Origin of the sequence: Pseudoalteromonas translucida KMM 520, assembly GCF_001465295.1 — a bacterium.
GTDB classification, from domain to species: Bacteria; Pseudomonadota; Gammaproteobacteria; order Enterobacterales; family Alteromonadaceae; genus Pseudoalteromonas; species Pseudoalteromonas translucida.
In genome coordinates this window covers 3,060,796-3,077,426 of the sequence record NZ_CP011034.1, presented here as the reverse complement: position 1 = coordinate 3,077,426, position 16,631 = coordinate 3,060,796, and the positions used below count along the sequence as shown (strand labels likewise).

Annotated in this window: 12 protein-coding genes; 9 read left to right on the top strand and 3 right to left on the bottom strand. The window is 40.4% G+C overall.

What is annotated here, in order from left to right:
* Nucleotides 1–4: 4 nt before the first annotated feature.
* Nucleotides 5–2,191 (bottom strand): primosomal protein N', encoded by a 2,187-nt coding sequence (priA, locus tag PTRA_RS14215; protein ID WP_058374274.1) that lies wholly within the window; start codon nucleotides 2,189–2,191, stop codon nucleotides 5–7.
* A gap of 256 nt (nucleotides 2,192–2,447) precedes the next feature.
* On the opposite strand from priA, the gene rpmE reads away from it, so the two are divergent.
* Both rpmE and PTRA_RS14205 read left to right on the top strand, forming a co-directional pair.
* The gene (gene rpmE / locus PTRA_RS14210) at nucleotides 2,448–2,663 is read left to right on the top strand and encodes a 50S ribosomal protein L31 (RefSeq protein WP_011329369.1); all 216 of its coding nucleotides are present in this window, start codon (nucleotides 2,448–2,450) and stop codon (nucleotides 2,661–2,663) included.
* Nucleotides 2,664–3,206: 543 nt separating this feature from the next.
* Nucleotides 3,207–4,448 carry a malic enzyme-like NAD(P)-binding protein gene (locus tag PTRA_RS14205; RefSeq protein WP_058374273.1) on the top strand — a complete coding sequence of 414 codons (1,242 nt, stop codon included), beginning with the start codon at nucleotides 3,207–3,209 and terminating at the stop codon, nucleotides 4,446–4,448.
* 97 nt (nucleotides 4,449–4,545) lie between these two features.
* Here the strand turns inward: PTRA_RS14205 and metJ are convergent, their stop codons facing one another.
* On the bottom strand, nucleotides 4,546–4,866 hold the full coding sequence (gene metJ / locus PTRA_RS14200) for a met regulon transcriptional regulator MetJ (RefSeq protein WP_006793094.1): 321 nt from the start codon (nucleotides 4,864–4,866) through the stop codon (nucleotides 4,546–4,548).
* Nucleotides 4,867–5,065: 199 nt separating this feature from the next.
* Between metJ and metB the strand changes: the two genes are divergently transcribed.
* Nucleotides 5,066–6,304, top strand: a complete 1,239-nt coding sequence (gene metB / locus PTRA_RS14195) for a cystathionine gamma-synthase (protein WP_058374272.1) — start codon at nucleotides 5,066–5,068, stop codon at nucleotides 6,302–6,304.
* Nucleotides 6,305–6,309: 5 nt separating this feature from the next.
* Nucleotides 6,310–8,655 carry a bifunctional aspartate kinase/homoserine dehydrogenase II gene (metL, locus tag PTRA_RS14190; protein WP_058374271.1) on the top strand — a complete coding sequence of 782 codons (2,346 nt, stop codon included), beginning with the start codon at nucleotides 6,310–6,312 and terminating at the stop codon, nucleotides 8,653–8,655.
* 123 nt (nucleotides 8,656–8,778) lie between these two features.
* Here metL and PTRA_RS14185 read toward each other — a convergent pair whose 3' ends face one another.
* Nucleotides 8,779–11,289: a penicillin-binding protein 1A gene (locus PTRA_RS14185; RefSeq protein ID WP_058374270.1), complete on the bottom strand. Its 2,511-nt coding sequence runs from the start codon at nucleotides 11,287–11,289 to the stop codon at nucleotides 8,779–8,781.
* 131 nt (nucleotides 11,290–11,420) lie between these two features.
* On the opposite strand from PTRA_RS14185, the gene PTRA_RS14180 reads away from it, so the two are divergent.
* The 5 genes from PTRA_RS14180 to PTRA_RS14160 are packed head-to-tail and all read left to right on the top strand — an operon-like array spanning nucleotide 11,421 to nucleotide 16,265.
* Nucleotides 11,421–12,500, top strand: a complete 1,080-nt coding sequence (locus PTRA_RS14180) for a pilus assembly protein PilM (protein WP_058374269.1) — start codon at nucleotides 11,421–11,423, stop codon at nucleotides 12,498–12,500.
* On the top strand, nucleotides 12,488–13,060 hold the full coding sequence (locus tag PTRA_RS14175; protein ID WP_058374268.1) for a PilN domain-containing protein: 573 nt from the start codon (nucleotides 12,488–12,490) through the stop codon (nucleotides 13,058–13,060). The genes PTRA_RS14180 and PTRA_RS14175 overlap by 13 nt, the downstream gene beginning before the upstream one ends.
* Complete coding sequence (locus PTRA_RS14170; protein WP_058374267.1) at nucleotides 13,050–13,652, top strand: type IV pilus inner membrane component PilO; 603 nt, start codon at nucleotides 13,050–13,052, stop codon at nucleotides 13,650–13,652. Before PTRA_RS14175 ends, PTRA_RS14170 begins: the two co-directional genes overlap by 11 nt.
* Nucleotides 13,652–14,188, top strand: coding sequence for a pilus assembly protein PilP (locus PTRA_RS14165; protein ID WP_058374266.1), 537 nt, complete (start codon nucleotides 13,652–13,654; stop codon nucleotides 14,186–14,188). The genes PTRA_RS14170 and PTRA_RS14165 overlap by 1 nt, the downstream gene beginning before the upstream one ends.
* Nucleotides 14,175–16,265, top strand: a complete 2,091-nt coding sequence (locus PTRA_RS14160; RefSeq protein ID WP_058374265.1) for a type IV pilus secretin PilQ — start codon at nucleotides 14,175–14,177, stop codon at nucleotides 16,263–16,265. The genes PTRA_RS14165 and PTRA_RS14160 overlap by 14 nt, the downstream gene beginning before the upstream one ends.
* Nucleotides 16,266–16,631 lie beyond the last annotated feature (366 nt).

Here is a 16,631-nt window from a genome sequence, read left to right as displayed (position 1 = left end):
TAACCTAAATCATGTCTATAGGGTCTACGTCTAGGCTCCAGCGTACTTTTTGTGCAAGTTTGCTAGTGCTTAGATAATCAACCATTTGCGCAAGATATTGGTGCAATACGCGGCGATCTTGCGCTTGAATGTGTAATTGAAAACGATACATACCAGCTACTTTTTCGAGAGGAGCAGGTATTGGACCGAGCAATTGTATACCAGTTACCCCGCTTACTGGAACCAAATCTGTCAAAAAATCGACGACTTGTTTTATATTGTGTCCTTGGGCGCGAACAATGGCCATATTTGTGATTGGTGGTAGGTCTGCATCTTCACGTTCACGCAATGCAAAGCGAGCAAAATCCTGATAACCATTATTAACCAAATCTTGTAATAGTGGGTGCTCAGGAAAATGTGTTTGCAATAACACTTGGCCTGCCTCACCTGAGCGCCCAGCACGTCCGGCCACTTGCGTAACAAGTTGGGCTAAATGCTCAGTTGCTCTAAAATCACAGGAGTACAAGCCGCTGTCTACGTCTAAAATAACCACTAAACTTACATCGGCAAAGTGATGTCCTTTAGCTAACATTTGCGTGCCAACTAAAATGCGCGCGCCGCCTAGGTTTATTTCATCCAGTGCTTTTTCAAGGCTGCCTTTACGACGAGTAGAGTCGCGGTCGATACGTGTAACAGGAATTTGTGGAAATTCACTCGATAAAAACTCTTCTATTTGCTCAGTGCCTTTACCATTAGGAAAAATTTGCGTGCTACCGCAGTCGGGGCATTGGTGTGGAACATGATATTGATCGCCACAGTGATGGCAAATCATTTGCCCAATCGCTTTATGAAAAGTGGCGCTGGTGCTGCAACGCTTGCATTCGCTTAACCAGCCACATTCATGGCAAATTAACGTGGGCGAAAATCCACGACGATTTAAAAACACCATCACTTGTTTGCCGCGCTTTAAATGTTGGCGCATGGTAGCAAGGCTGGCATGCGCAATGCCTGCTTGGTCGGGCTGGCCTTTCATATCGAGTAATTTAAATTGGTTATCGGTAGCGGTTTGCGCACGCTCTGTAAGGCTCAGCAGTTGGTATTTATTATTAATTGCTTTGTGCAGAGTTTCGAGTGCCGGTGTTGCACTGCCTAATATAAGCGGGATTTTATGCTGATATGCACGATACGCAGCTAAATCACGGGCATGGTAGCGCAGCGTGTCTTGCTGTTTAAAAGACGAGTCATGCTCTTCATCAACCACTATCATGCCGAGCTTTAAAAATGGCAGAAAAATACTCGAACGTGTGCCTATTACTATGGCGCAGCTGGCTTTTTCGCAAAAACGCCAGGTTTGTAAGCGTTCATTATCGGTTAAAGCTGAATGCCAAAGCATAATGGGGGTGTCGGGAAAACGGCGGCGAAAGCGGTTAACTGTTTGCGGGGTTAAGCCTATTTCGGGCACTAATACTAGTGCTTGTTCGCCGCGCTTTAGTACTTCTTCTAAACATTGTAAGTACACTTCTGTTTTGCCGCTACCGGTTACACCTTCTAATAAAAAACTGCTAAAATCGCTGCTTTGATTAATTGTGGTGCAGGCTACCGCTTGCTCTTTGTTAAGTGTTGGTTTGCTACCCACTGTTGGGGCTACACTTTGCCAGTGATTATCATGCTCAATTGACTGCGTTATGAGTGCCTTATCTATTAAGCTATCAATGGTTTTTTTACTAAAGCCTAAAGCTTTTAACTCGGTTAATGACGACTTGCCTGATTGCGATAGCTGTTTTAGTAAATTAAGCTGAGTTTTAGCTTTTAATGACGGCAGCAGCGCGCCTTTTTCAGTTAGGGCTACCATATTAATGCTGGTTTTATCAGGCGATTCGCCTTGGCGTAGTGCGCTTGGCAATGCAATATGAATGGTTTCACCCAGCGGGTAGCAATAATAACGTGCCGTAAAGCGTAGTAACTCTATGTGCTCTGCAGATAAAATTGGGGTATCGTCGATAATTTCAAAAATTGCCTTTATTTTGTTTTCAGGCACTTCGGTTGTTGTTTTAAGCGCTAAAACTACGGCTACTTTACGTTGATTACCAAAGGGGACTAACACCCGCATTCCGGGTTTTAATGGCGCTGAAGCTTCACCAAGCTGGCTATCTACTTTATAATCAAAGGTGCGCGGTAGTGGAACTTTTATAGCAACTTCAACAAAATACATAGTAACTCAACTGTTAAAAAAATAATGGGGGAGGGCGTGCTAATACTTGGCCCTAATGTACTAAAAATACAGCTAAAAACCTACTACCAAATAACCTTGTTTACTCAAAATGGTTATTTTTTTAGCAAAAATACTAATTAATGCTTGTGTGCTTGATGGTTGTTGGATAAAATCCGCCACCAATAAATTTGTTTTAACGACGTATGGTGCCAGACTCCGGGTTTGGAGAGCGATGCGGCCTTAACTAGAGGTTTCTATGAAAGAAGGTATTCACCCTAAGTACGAAGTAATTTCTGCAACTTGTTCATGTGGAAACGAATTCGAAACTAGCTCTACTCTGTGTAAAAATATTCACCTAGACGTTTGTTCTGCGTGTCACCCGTTTTACACTGGTAAGCAAAAGATTTTAGACACTGGCGGACGTGTTGATCGTTTCAACAAGCGTTTCGGTGCACTTGGTAGCAAAAAGTAATTATTGCTATTTAGTTAAAAAAAGCATCTTAGGATGCTTTTTTTATGCCTAAAAATCCTCTAACTTCCCCCTAACCTCGTTAGTTTTAAGTTTTTGCCTTTGCATAACTATTTCCTGTTCTTATTCTCGGTATGCATAAACCTTTGCAGACAAATGACGTAATATTCTCTATATTTTTAATAGCTTAATTTTAAACTCGGTTTCTAAAAGTAGCCAACATGAAGCTATGTGTTGTTAAAGCAGAATAAATAATCGCTTTTAGCTGATTTTATTTACGTTTTATAAACACTGTTTTATGAATAATACTTTTAACTAAAATAAGCTTAAAAAGTGTCTTTTAGCACAATTTATATTTATGAAAAGTAGCAGTGTTTTTATCGAAGTTGCTGAAAATTCGCTTAAAATTAACAGATCTAGCATATAACAGGATAGACCTGATATTGCTTGGAATTTAAAAATAATAAGGGTATCGTACTTTAAGGCATGTTAAGTGTCGCTTTACTCCCTCTCACTTTAACTTAAATTGCAGGATATAATCGCGTTATGTCGGACTTTCGTGAACAAGCACTACATTATCACTCTCACCCCGTTCCAGGTAAAATCAGCATTGAGCTAACCAAGCCTGCAGAAACGGCTCATGATCTCGCTTTAGCTTATAGCCCCGGTGTAGCTGAGCCGGTGCGTGAAATTGCTGCTGACCCTGTAAATGCCTATAAGTACACAGGTAAAGGTAATTTGGTTGCAGTGATCACCAATGGTACTGCCATTTTAGGCTTAGGAAATTTAGGCCCGTTAGCATCAAAACCGGTAATGGAAGGTAAGGCGTTGTTATTTAAACGCTTTGCAGGTATTGATTCAATTGATATTGAAGTAAAACACCGCACTACCGAAGACTTTATAAATACTGTGGCTAATATTGCTGATACTTTTGGCGGTATTAACCTTGAAGATATTAAAGCACCTGAGTGTTTTGAAATTGAAAAGGCGCTTATTGAACGCTGTAGTATTCCTGTTTTTCATGATGATCAGCACGGCACGGCTATTGTAACGGCTGCAGGCATGATAAATGCGCTGGAAGTGCAAGGCAAAGATATTGAAGATGCAGTTATTGTATGTTTAGGTGCCGGCGCTGCTGCGATTGCTTGTATGGAGTTATTAATTAAGTGTGGTGCACTGCGTGAACATATTTATATGCTTGATCGTAAAGGTGTTATTCACACTCGCCGTGATGATTTAAACGAGTACAAACAGTTATTTGCTAACAATACCGATAAGCGCACATTACAAGATGTAATTGAAGATGCCGACGTATTTGTTGGTGTATCGGGCCCTAACTTGTTATCGGCCGATGATTTAAAATTAATGGCGGCAAGGCCAGTCGTATTTGCTTGTTCGAACCCAGATCCTGAGATTGATCCGGCACTGGCACACGGCGCACGTAGCGATTTAATTATGGCAACAGGGCGCTCAGATTACCCTAACCAAGTTAATAACGTGTTGTGTTTTCCGTTTATTTTCCGTGGTGCGCTTGATGTACGTGCTAGTGAAATTAACGATGAAATGAAAATTGCAGCGGTTGAAGCTATTCGCAGCATTGCCAAAGAGCCGGTTCCGGTAGAAGTGCTAAAAGCAGCCGGTGTAGATAAGCTAGCGTTTGGTGCAGAGTATATTATTCCTAAACCTATGGACCCGCGTTTATTGCCGCGTATTGCTAAAGCGGTTGCATTAGCGGCTATTGCTTCAGGCGTAGCGCAAATAGAGCTGCCAGCAAACTATATGGAATAAGCAGCATTATTTACTCGGTGTTAAGTTACTTCAGTGTAATTTATAGCCATAAAAAAACCTCAGCATGGCTGAGGTTTTTTTGTTTAAAAGCAGCTGTTTAGTCTTCGTTTAAAACAGGAACTTCTAAGCCCATTTCTTGCATTATTTTTTTCACTTCTTCAGGCACTTTTTCGGCGTTATCTTTACGTAAATCATCATCGTTAGGTAACGGTTGCCCGGTAAACGCATGTAAAAACGCTTCACATAATAGCTCGCTATTAGTTGCATGACGTAAGTTATTAATTTGCCTACGGGTGCGTTCATCGGTTAGTACTTTTAATACATTTAGCGGGATCGAAACGGTGATCTTTTTAACTTGCTCTGATTTTTTCCCGTGTTCTGCGTATGGGTGAATATACTCGCCATTCCATTTTGCCATAAGATGTATCGTTGCCTCAGATTATTAATTGCTCACCCTACTAAAAAATAGCGTGAATATGCGTGAAATTCTATCGATTTAAACAAATTAGTCAAATACTTGTTGCACAGAAGGCTAGGTGTTTAAATGTTTTGACTTCTTAAGTTGAATGAATTAATGTTTTAGACGTCTAAACATCTAAATAAAGCAGGTAATAAATATGAGCGAAAAAAATAAAGCGACAATTGCAGTTCGCAGTGGTGTCGATGCTGATAAGCACCATGGCGCGGTTGTACCTCCGCTGTATTTATCAACCACTTATTCGTTTGCCGACTTTGATAAAAAACGTCAATATGACTATGGCCGTAGTGGTAATCCAAATCGTGATACTTTAGCCCAAGCACTCAGCGAGCTTGAAGGTGGCGCTCGCGGCATTATTACTGCAACAGGAATGGCTGCCGTACATTTAGCCACTCAGCTGCTTAATAATGACGATACGTTAGTGATCCCCCACGACTGTTATGGCGGCAGCTACCGTTTATTTACCTCATTACAAAAGCGCGGCCTATTAAAGCTCGAAGTGTTAGATTTAACTAAACCAGAAAGTTTGCAGCAAATTTTAGTAATTAAACCTAAGTTAATTTGGATAGAAACCCCGAGCAATCCTATTTTACGTTTAACTGACATTAAAGCAGTAACCGATATTGCTAAGCAATGCGGTGCTTTGGTCGCCGCAGATAACACTTTTTTATCGCCCGCATTACAAAATCCGATTAAATTTGGCGTTGATATTGTGGTGCACTCAACCACTAAATACATAAATGGCCACTCAGATGTGGTTGGCGGTGCGGTTATTGCTGCAACTGACGCACTAGGTGAAGAACTGGCTTGGTGGGCAAATAATATTGGCATAACGGGGGCACCGTTCGATAGTTATTTAACCTTGCGTGGCTTGCGTACTTTAAATGTACGCTTACGGCAGCATCAAGAAAACGCCTTAGCTATTGCTAAGTACCTTGAAAGCTCAAAATTTGTTAGCCAAGTATATTACCCGGGGCTAGAGTCGCATCCACAACATGAATTAGCTAAAGCACAGCAACTTGGTTTTGGTGGCATGGTTAGTTTTGACATTAAAGGTGATGTGAATGACGCCGCAGCATTTTTAACAAACCTACAAACATTTAGCTTAGCTGAATCTTTAGGTGGCGTAGAGAGCTTAATATGCCACCCAGCAACAATGACGCATGCAGGAATGGAAGCCGAGGCTCGTTTAGCCGCTGGCGTTGGCGATACGCTTATTCGTGTGTCGGTAGGTATTGAAGATGTAGCAGATTTATTAGCAGACTTTGATCGGGTATTTAATTTAGTGCAACCAGGCCAGCACAATAACGCAGGTAAAGCAGGTGCTAGCGCAAGTAGTAATGTTAAATTGAGCGCTGCTCACCCGGCGTTGTGGTAATTAATATGACTAATAATATTCATAAATTTGGTGGTTCGAGTTTAAGCTCAGCCGAGCGCTATAAAAGCGTTGCAAAAATAATTTTAGGGCAAGCTCAGCCTGGTGATTGTGTAGTGGTATCGGCTGCGGGGAAAACCACAGATACATTAGTAAAACTGTGGCAAAGTTATCAGCAGCACGATACTCAAGCGCTCGCTGATATTGTATTGCAGTTAAACAATCATCAAAGTGATTTAATAACGCAGTTACTGCAGGGGGATTTAAAGCGCAGCGCCTTAACCACGCTAAATGAAGAGCTAAGTTTAGTTACTAAATTAGCGAGTACTGAGCAGTTGCAAGAAGCAGCGTTACTCGCCCATGGTGAGTTGTGGTCAGCTCGTTTGCTCGCAGCGTATTTACAGCAACTTAATGTTGCTGCATGCATGCAAGACGCAAGAGGCTTGTTTACGCTAAGTGGTGGACAATTATTGCATAGCCAAAATACGCAGCAGTGTAGTGAGCTTATTAGCCAGCACAAAATTAACGTGGTAACAGGGTTTATTGCGGCTAATACCATGGGCGATACGGTCACTCTTGGTCGCAATGGTAGTGATTACAGTGCAACCTTATTGGCAAGTTATTGTAATGCTAAACAAGTCTATATTTGGACCGATACACAAGGGATATTTAGTACCGACCCACGTAAAGTTAACAAGGCCATTAAATACGCTAAGGTATGTAGAGCACAAGCTAACTTGTTGGCACGATTAGGTAATCCCGTTTTACACGCTAAAACATTATCGCCACTTAAAAATACCGATATAAAGCTTGCGGTGCGCAGTAGTTTTGATGTGCAAGCAAGCTCAACAAATGTAGTGAAAGAGGGCTGTGTAAAACAAAAACGTTTTATTACTACATTAGAAAATATAGATTTACTTAGTGTTGAAGGACTAGTTGAGGGCGAGGTAACTCAGGTTAGCCAGCTTATTCAACATAGTTTGCATCATTTTAGTAGCGCGGGTGAAACTTACCTAATAGTACCGGCAGTAGCTACCCATCAAGTAGTTAGTTACTTTGCTGGAAGAGCCAATATTAGTGAGTCTAACCTACATGGTTGCGCGCTAGTTGCCCCTGAGCAAGATATAAATTCATTGAGCACTCAAGCACGCGAACTGCTCAATTTGCATAATATTGAACCACGCTTTGTGCATCAAGATAGTGGTTATGTATTGCTATTGACGGATCAACTTATTGATAGTGATGTGCTTAATGTGTTGCACGATAAACTGATCACTAAAGGCCAAGAAATTGCCTTAATAGTAGCAGGGCTTGGTAACGTAGGGGATGTGTTTGTTAGCCAGTTATCGGCGCAACTAGCACGCTTATCAACCGACTTTAATATTAAGTTAGTAGGATTAGCACGTTCGCAAAAACTGCTATTTAATCCCAGCGGCATAAATGTACAGCACTGGAAAAACCAATGGCAACTAGAGGCTGTTGACTATAACAGCCAAGATTTATTAACGGCTATTGGCCTGCTTGATTACGAGCATAAAGTGGTTATAGATATAACCGCCAGTGAGCAATTTAGCCAGCTATACCCAGATTTTGTTGCACTTGATTGTCATTTAATTAGTGCTAATAAGTATGCTGGTACCGCGCCAACTCCTTGGTATAAAGCGTTGCAACACAATATTGCACAGCGTAATTTACATTGGCGCTATAACGCCAGTGTGGGTGCCGGTTTACCAATTAACTTTGCCCTTGCAGACTTACAAAACAGTGGCGATAAAATAACACGCATAGAAGGCGTTTTTTCGGGTACGCTATCGTGGTTATGTAGTATGTATAATGGCGCCACTGCATTTTCTGACTTATTACTTGAAGCGCAACAAATGGGCTTTACTGAACCCGATCCGCGTGAAGATTTATCGGGACGAGATATGCAGCGTAAGCTCCTTATTTTAGCGCGAGAGTTAGGAGTTGAGTTAGACCTTAACGACATTGCCTTAGCGCCATTAATGCCCGATGAGCTAGCGCTAGGTAGTTGGGATGACTTTTTAGCTAATAAACATAAGCTCGATACTTTTATTGAAGAGCATGCGCGCAATGCAAAATTACAAAACGCGGTACTTCGTTATACAGGTTTACTGAGTATTGAGCACGATAGCGTAACGGCCAAAGTAGGGTTAGCGTATGTTGCGCCCAATGACGCATTAGCAAACTTAACCCCGGGTGATAATATTTTTGTTATTAACAGCCAGTGGTACAGCAATAATGCCTTGATTATACAAGGCCCAGGTGCCGGCAAGGAAGTGACTGCTGCAGGCGTTCATTCTGACTTATATTGGCTGATAAAAAACTTAAAGTAATAAATGGTTCGTAAACAAAACAAAAACGGCAACCTAAAGAGGTTGCCGTTTTTTTAGCGTAATTAACTATTTAACCTGAGCTCTGGTTATTTAGTCATTTAGCTAATGAGTATGCGCTTATGGTTAAAATAGCTCTTCTTCTGTTTTGGTGTTTTCTTCAAAAATATCGCTTGGCTGCGAAAGCACATAACTAGTTGGGGTAGTGCCTTTTTCAAAGTATTCAAAGCGGCTAGTATAATCATTTTTGTGGCTTAATAAGCCAGTCGCTAAATCAATACGAATAGACACTAATCCTTCAGGTGGTTCAATTGGCGCTTCTGGTTGCCCATCAAGAGCTGCCCTCATAAATTCATTCCATGCCGGTTGAGCTGTTTTTGCGCCCGATTCAGCCCCTGTTATTTGACCACTATCAAGGTTGTTGTTATATGCAGAACGACCTAGAGTATTGCCCGGATTGTCAAAGCCAACCCATACTGAAGTGAGTACATTGCGGTTAAAACCACTAAACCAAGTGTCAACAGAATCGTTTGTGGTACCTGTTTTACCCGATAAATCACGACGCCCTAAACGCTGTGCTCGCCATGCAGTTCCCGTCCAGCCTGTTTTATTGCTCCAGCTTCCGCCGCCCCAAATGGCACTGTTCATAGCATCTGCAATTAAAAATGCATTTTGTTTAGAAATAATACGCGGGGCGCATTGTACTGTTTGCTGCGCTTTTTCGCCCTGCTCAATGTTTTCTATCGCTAGGCTGCTGTTATTTGTAACAGCGAGGGGCTGGGGGTTGTCATCGCAGGCTAGAGCTGGGTTTGCTTTAAATAACACGGTACCAAAGGCATCTTGAATTTCAGATATAAAATACGGTTCTATTAAATGCCCGCCATTAGCGAACGCGCTCATACCACGAGCAAGTTCTAATGGAGAAATTGAAGCACTACCAAGTGCTAAAGATTCACTGCGATTAATGTCTTTATTATCAAAACCAAATTTGAGTAAATGATCGGCAGTGCGTTGTAAGCCTACACCACGCAGAAGGCGTACCGAAATAACGTTTTTAGATTGCGCTAAGGCGCGGCGAATACGAATAGGGCCATTATAAACGGCAGGGCTGTTTTTTGGACGCCATGCAATACCTTGGCTTTTATCCCATTGATTAATGGGGGCATCGTTTAAAATTGATGCCAAAGTGTAGCCTTTTTCCAGTGCTGCAGAGTAAATAAAGGGTTTAATGTTTGAGCCTACTTGGCGTTTAGCTTGCACTGCACGGTTGTACTGGCTTTGCTCAAAACTATAACCACCAACAATTGCTTTTATACGGCCATCTTGAGGGTCTAAAGACACAATAGCACTAGAGGCTTCAGGAATTTGACTCAATAAATACTTATTATCGTCATTTTTACGTAGCCATATTTGTGCACCTGGAACTAATATTTCAGTTGCAGCTTTAGGAGCAAAACTTTGGCGGTAACGCGTAATGTATTTACGTGCCCACTTTAAGTTATCCCATGTAAGTGTTGCCAGCTCACCATTTTTTAGTAAAACGTCGGCTGTTTTTTCGTTAACCGCCAATACCACTGCGGCTTGTAAGTCGCCAAGCTGTTTTACATCTTTTAGCTGGCTAAGAATTTGCGCTTGGCTTAATGCTGGTTGTGTTTGTGCATCCCATAATAAACGCTCTGGGCCTCTAAAGCCGTGGCGCATGTCGTAACTGTGTAAGTTATTTACTAAAGCCGTTTGCGCAGCTTGTTGAACGTGGGACTCTACCGAGGTAAATATTTTAAAGCCAGAGTTATACGCTTTATCAATACCGTATTTAGCAACCATTTCTGCGCGCACCATTTCAGATATATAAGGTGCGTATAAATCTATTTCAGCGCCATGAAAAAAGGCCGTTATAGGTTGGTTAATAGTCTCTTCATATTCGCTTTGAGTTATATAGCGTTCAGACAACATTCTACCAAGTACGACATTACGACGCGCTTTAGCACGCACTGGGTTGCGAATAGGGTTAAGCGCTGAAGGTGCTTTTGGCAGGCCAGCAATCATTGCCATTTGCGCAAGGGTTAAGTCTTTTAGTTCTTTACCGTAATAAACTTGCGCCGCTGCACCAATACCAAACGCCCTATTACCTAATTCAATTTTATTTAAATACAGCTCAAGAATTTCGTTTTTGCTTAATAGGTTTTCAATATGTACCGCGATAAAAATTTCTTTTACTTTACGAATGTAGGCTTTTTCGCGGGTTAAGAAAAAGTTACGTGCTAGCTGCATAGTAATAGTACTAGCGCCTTGTTTTTTCTCTCCGGTAGATATAAGTACAAGTGCAGAGCGGACTATACCTATGGGGTCAATACCAAGGTGATCATAAAAACGGCTGTCTTCGGTGGCTAAAAATGCATTAATGAGAGATTGTGGTATTTGCTCTATTGTGACCGGAATTCGTCGTTTTTCACCAAATTGATTGATCAACAGACCATCTTTAGTGAATACTTGCATAGGAGTTTGTAATTGCACGTCTTTTAAAACTTGCACACTGGGGATATCAGGTTTAACGTAATAATAAAGGCTGAACAAAGTGAACAGTCCAATTAATGTGCAAATGATAAAAAATTGTAAAGTTCTTTTTAATAAAATCACTGATATTTCCCTAAATGGACTCCCAATTACAAGTTGAGGCTGCTAGTATATATTGATTAAAAAATGAATAGTATTTTTTCAGATAAGAATTATAACTTGTTTATTATTAAAACAAAGGCAAAGTTGCAAACATGCTAAGTCAACTATTTAAAAAGCCATCGTCGATGATGGTAGGCATTGATATAGGATCGCACTCTATCAAAGCTGTACTGTTAAGTGAAACAGACACTGGGCTTCGATTAGAAGCACTTGCAATTGAACCTATGCCAAAAGGCGCCATGAGTGAGCGTACTATTCAAGATATTGAAGCAATTGGTAATGTAATAACTAAATTAAAACGAAAATTACCTAAATCACTAAAAGAAGCCGCGGTAGCTGTTTCAGGCCAGACCGTGATCACCAAGGTGATTTTCATGGATGTCACCTTAAGTGACGCTGAATTAGAATCGCAAATTGAAATTGAAGCAGACAGCTTAATCCCTTATCCATTAGATGAAGTTAATCTTGATTTTGAAAAGCTATCAACCAATGCCGCCGATCCTAGCAAAATGAATGTATTGCTTTCGGCTGCGCGTACTGAAAGCGTTGAAGCACGTGTTGGTGCATTAGAAGCTGCGAATTTAGTTGCTAAAGTGGTTGACGTAGAAAGCTACGCATTAAGCCGTGCAATGGATGTTTACTATCAACAGTTACCAAGTGACGCATTTAATAAGTGCGTGGCTATTGTTGATATTGGCGCGGTATTAACACTAGTAAGTGTAGTGCAGGCGGGCGATACAATTTATACCCGCGACCAAGTGTTTGGTGGCGATCAATACACTAATAGTATTGTTGCCTATTATAATAAAGGCTTTGATGAAGCTGAAATTGGTAAAGCAACCGGCGACTTGCCACCAAATTATACCTTTGAAGTACTTGCGCCATTTCAAACGGCCTTGCTACAGCAAGTGCGCCGAGCGGTGCAAATGTTTTTAACCACCACGGGTAAAGATCAACTAGATTATATTGTATTAACCGGTGGTACAGCTATGATTAGCGGTTTTGAGCGCTTATTAGTCGAAGAGTTAGGTATACACACAATTGTAGCTGAGCCATTTGTAAATATGGAAATATCTCCTAGAGTTGACCGTAATGTATTACAACGTCATCGCACGCAATTTGCTATTGCAACCGGACTCGCTTTGAGGAGCTTTTCATCATGCCACATATAAATTTACTGCCTTGGCGTGAATTACAGCGTGAAGACTCAAAAAAGAAGTTTATTACTTTATTAATTGCAGTTGTTGTTTTATGTTTTTTGAGTATGTATTTATTGAGCTCATTTTATGGCGCTTTAAAAGAGGGGCAAAATCTAAAAAACAATTATCTTAGTGCAGAAATAAGTATGCTAGATAAAGAAATAAGAGAGATTAGAGAGCTAGATAAGAGAAAAGAAAACCTGCAGCAGCGTATGCGCTTAATTGAAAATTTGCAAAAGAGTCGTAATTTAGGCACGCAAATTATGGATGAAGTCGCAAAAATAGTTCCTGCAGGGGTTTATTTAACTAAGCTAGAGCGTCGCGGTAATCAAATACATGTACTTGGAAAAAGCGAATCAAATAATCGCCTTTCAACCTTGTTACGTGAAGTGCAAAGTTCTTATTTATTAGAGCGCCCAGTAATGCAAGGCATTGTTGCTGGCGATAAATCTTCGCGTTTGTTGAGTGATTTTAATATGGAATTTTATGTAAAACCATTCGATAAAATTGGCGAGGTACATGATGAACCTTGATTTAAAAGCATTTAAAGATATAGATTGGAATGAAATAGAACTTGATAACATCGGTGAATGGCCGGTTGTTGTTAAAGTTATTTGTGGTGCTTTTATCGCGGGTTTAGTGTTGTTTTTTAGCTATAGCTTATTAGTTTCAGATGAAATAGACAGTTATCACAATGCGGTAGCCAAAGAAGTGGAGCTGCGCACTACTTATCGCACCAAATATGCGGTAGCCAGTAAACTGGATATTTATCGTCTGCAAATGATTGAAATGGAAGATAAGTTTTCTCAGCTATTAAAGCGCCTACCAACCTCTAATGAAACCCCAGGCTTGTTAGATGACCTATCTTATGTGGGCACTACCAGTGGCTTAACCTTTTTAAAAATTGGTTGGTTGCCTGAAGTTGAAAAAGAATTTTATACCGAGCTGCCAATAAAAATAGAAGTGGTGGGGACTTATCATGAATTTGGTCAGTTTGTAGGTAAAGTGGCTCAATTACCGCGAATTGTTAGTTTACATGACTTTTCTATTTTATCATCAGGAGAAAAGCAGTTAACATTTAGTGTGGTTGCAAAAACATATCGCTACGAAGAGGGGACTAAATAATGAATAAACTCCCTTTAGTGGCTATTTTTACAATGTTATTGAGTGGCTGTAATAGTGACACTTCTGAACAAAAAGAATTTATTGATCAGGTAAAAGCAAGTACAACCCCCAGAGTTGAAAAAATACCAGAGCTCATTCAGTTTGAGTATTTTGAATACAATGCGGGTCAATTACGTAGCCCATTTGTAGCTCCACAACCTGAAATTATACAAAATAAGTTAACGCAAATTAAAAACTGTTTGCACCCAGATCCAGATAGAGTTCGCCAGCCATTAGAAAAATATCCGCTAGATAACCTAGCGATGAAAGGCACACTAGGTTCTAATAGCCAAACATGGGCACTTATTACCGCTGCTGATGCAACGCTGCATAGAGTAACCGTAGGGAGTTACTTGGGCACTTACGACGGAAAAGTAAAAAAAGTGAGTAGTGACTATATTGAGTTAATAGAATTAATCCCTGATGGGTCTGGCTGTTGGAAAGAGCGTCAGACTAAATTAGAAATGTTAGAGGCGACAATTGATGGCGCAAATTAATAACAAAAAAGGTCATACAAATATGTATAAGGATGTAGGTTCGCTTCATCGTGTATTGTCAGCTTTATTAGTGATTTTAGCACTATTGATAGCCAAAACTGCAGTAGCTGAGCCGCTACTTTATGACGTACGCTATAATCCATTATTAAAAGGCGAAACCGAACTACAGCTGGTATTTGATGAAGAATTAACCCTGCAACCAAGTATTCAAGTGTTCAATAGCCCAGCACGTATAGAAATGCTTTTTACCAATGCACAGTTAGAGCAAGGGTTAGCCGATGTTGCTGTTAATTTGGCTGGAATAAATAATGTAACCAGCGTAATGACAAGTAACGGTTTAAAAGTAACGGTACATCTTGAGCGTTTGAAAATTTATGAAACCCAGGTTAATAATAACTTGGTCTCGCTGCGTATCTCTGATAATCCATTAACCGAGCAAGCGCTAACGACTGAAGATGCTGCAGATAGCATTGGTGGTAGCTACATTAATCGTATTCAATCTATTGATTTTCGCCGTGGTGAAAAGGGCGAAGCTAAAGTATTGGTATTTTTGCAAGATACTCAAGCCGCAATAGAAGTGCATGAAAGTGGCGGTAAAATTATTGCTGAGTTTCATCATACTGATATTTTAGATGATTTATTATATGAATTAGATGTACTTGATTTTGGTACTATTGTTAGCAATATAGAAACGTTTAAAGAAGATAACCTAAGCAGAATTGTTATTGAGCCAAACGCAGCATTTACGTTTACTTATCAGCAAATAGATAACATTTTCACCTTAAATGTTGAAAAAGACGAAACCCAAAATGCTTACCTTGATGGTGGTAAAGAATATCAAGGTCGACCAATGACCCTGAACTTTCAAGACATTTCGGTACGTGCAGTGTTGCAAATTATAGCCGGCTACAACGACTTTAACTTGGTAACCAGTGATTCTGTAACGGGGAATATAACACTGCGTTTAGATGGCGTGCCGTGGGATCAAGCGCTTGATGTGGTACTCAGAATAAAAGGCCTTGATAAGCGTATGGATGGCTCTATTTTAATGGTAGCCCCATCAGAAGAGCTTGCAGCACGTGAAGCAAAAGATTTAAAAGCAAAGCAACAAGTAGAAGATTTAGAGCCTTTGTACAGCGAGTACATTCGCTTAAATTATGCAAAGGCCGAAGATTTTGCAGACTTACTAAAAACGGACACTAACAGCATTATAACTCCAAGAGGGAGTGTGTCGGTTGATCAGCGTACCAATACATTATTAATGAAAGATACGGCAAAAAGTATCGAAAGCGTACGCCGTATGGTCGAAACGCTAGATATACCCGTAAAGCAGGTTGTAATTGAAGCGCGCATGGTTACCGTACGCGACAACGTAACAGAAGATTTAGGGGTACGTTGGGGCTTTAGTGATCAGCAAGGAACCGATGGTATTTCAGGTACCCTAGAGGGGGCTGAAAACATCTCTAACGGAAATATTCCAAGCTTGTCTGATAGATTAAATGTAAACCTGCCGGTTGCTAATCCTTCAGCTAGCATAGGTATGCATATTGCTAAACTAGCTAATGGTACGTTAATTGATTTAGAGCTAACTGCGCTTGAAGAAGAAAATAAAGGTGAAATTATTGCTAGTCCGCGAATTACTGCGGCTAACCAGCAAAAGGCGCGGATTGAACAAGGTACCGAAATACCTTATGTTGAGTCTGCCTCGAGTGGTGCGACAACAGTAAGCTTTAAAAAAGCAGTGCTTAGCTTAGAAGTAACACCGCATATAACACCTGATAACAAAGTTATTTTGAATTTAATTATCACTCAAGATACCCGAGGTGATACAGTACAGACCGGAACAGGGCCTGCAGTTGCAATTGATACGCAACAAATTGAAACGCAGGTACTAGTAGAAAATGGCCAAACAGTTGTTTTGGGTGGTATTTTTCAACAGCAAATTATTAATTCGACCAAAAAAGTTCCTTTATTGGGCGACATTCCATATATTGGAAGACTGTTTAAAAGTACCAGTGAGTTTAACGAAAAGCGTGAACTACTGATTTTCGTCACTCCTAAGATACAAGTTGATTAGGACGTGATTATATTTTGATATTGATTTTGCAGCACTCTACTTAGTTTACTAAGTAGAGAATATGCAGTGTGGTTACTTCCCAAAATATGCGATAGCAGCATAAAACCAACATGCGCTGCCCTTCGGGTGCACTCTAGTGTTATTTTGCGCTTTACTGTGTGAGTTTTACATAGCATTACGTAGTAAAGTTATCAGTAATTTGATAAATACAACTTTGGATTGCACAAATTTTAACCATGAAAAATAAATACTCCCTAAAATAAGCTAATGTTTTGTTAACTAATGGATGATTATTTAGATTAATTGCTCGTTATATGGCTTTTTATGCTAATTGACTTGAAATACCCAACCGATTACTGAGATAAT

Bases quoted from the DNA above. Each gene is read 5' to 3' on its own strand.
- PTRA_RS14175 (WP_058374268.1), top strand. From the start codon at position 12,488: ATGCCACATATAAATTTACTGCCTTGGCGTGAATTACAGCGTGAAGAC.
- metB (WP_058374272.1), top strand. From the start codon at position 5,066: ATGAGCGAAAAAAATAAAGCGACAATTGCAGTTCGCAGTGGTGTCGAT.
- PTRA_RS14180 (WP_058374269.1), top strand. From the start codon at position 11,421: ATGCTAAGTCAACTATTTAAAAAGCCATCGTCGATGATGGTAGGCATT.
- PTRA_RS14165 (WP_058374266.1), top strand. From the start codon at position 13,652: ATGAATAAACTCCCTTTAGTGGCTATTTTTACAATGTTATTGAGTGGC.
- priA (WP_058374274.1), bottom strand. From the start codon at position 2,191: ATGTATTTTGTTGAAGTTGCTATAAAAGTTCCACTACCGCGCACCTTT.
- PTRA_RS14205 (WP_058374273.1), top strand. From the start codon at position 3,207: ATGTCGGACTTTCGTGAACAAGCACTACATTATCACTCTCACCCCGTT.
- PTRA_RS14170 (WP_058374267.1), top strand. From the start codon at position 13,050: ATGAACCTTGATTTAAAAGCATTTAAAGATATAGATTGGAATGAAATA.
- metJ (WP_006793094.1), bottom strand. From the start codon at position 4,866: ATGGCAAAATGGAATGGCGAGTATATTCACCCATACGCAGAACACGGG.
- PTRA_RS14160 (WP_058374265.1), top strand. From the start codon at position 14,175: ATGGCGCAAATTAATAACAAAAAAGGTCATACAAATATGTATAAGGAT.
- rpmE (WP_011329369.1), top strand. From the start codon at position 2,448: ATGAAAGAAGGTATTCACCCTAAGTACGAAGTAATTTCTGCAACTTGT.
- metL (WP_058374271.1), top strand. From the start codon at position 6,310: ATGACTAATAATATTCATAAATTTGGTGGTTCGAGTTTAAGCTCAGCC.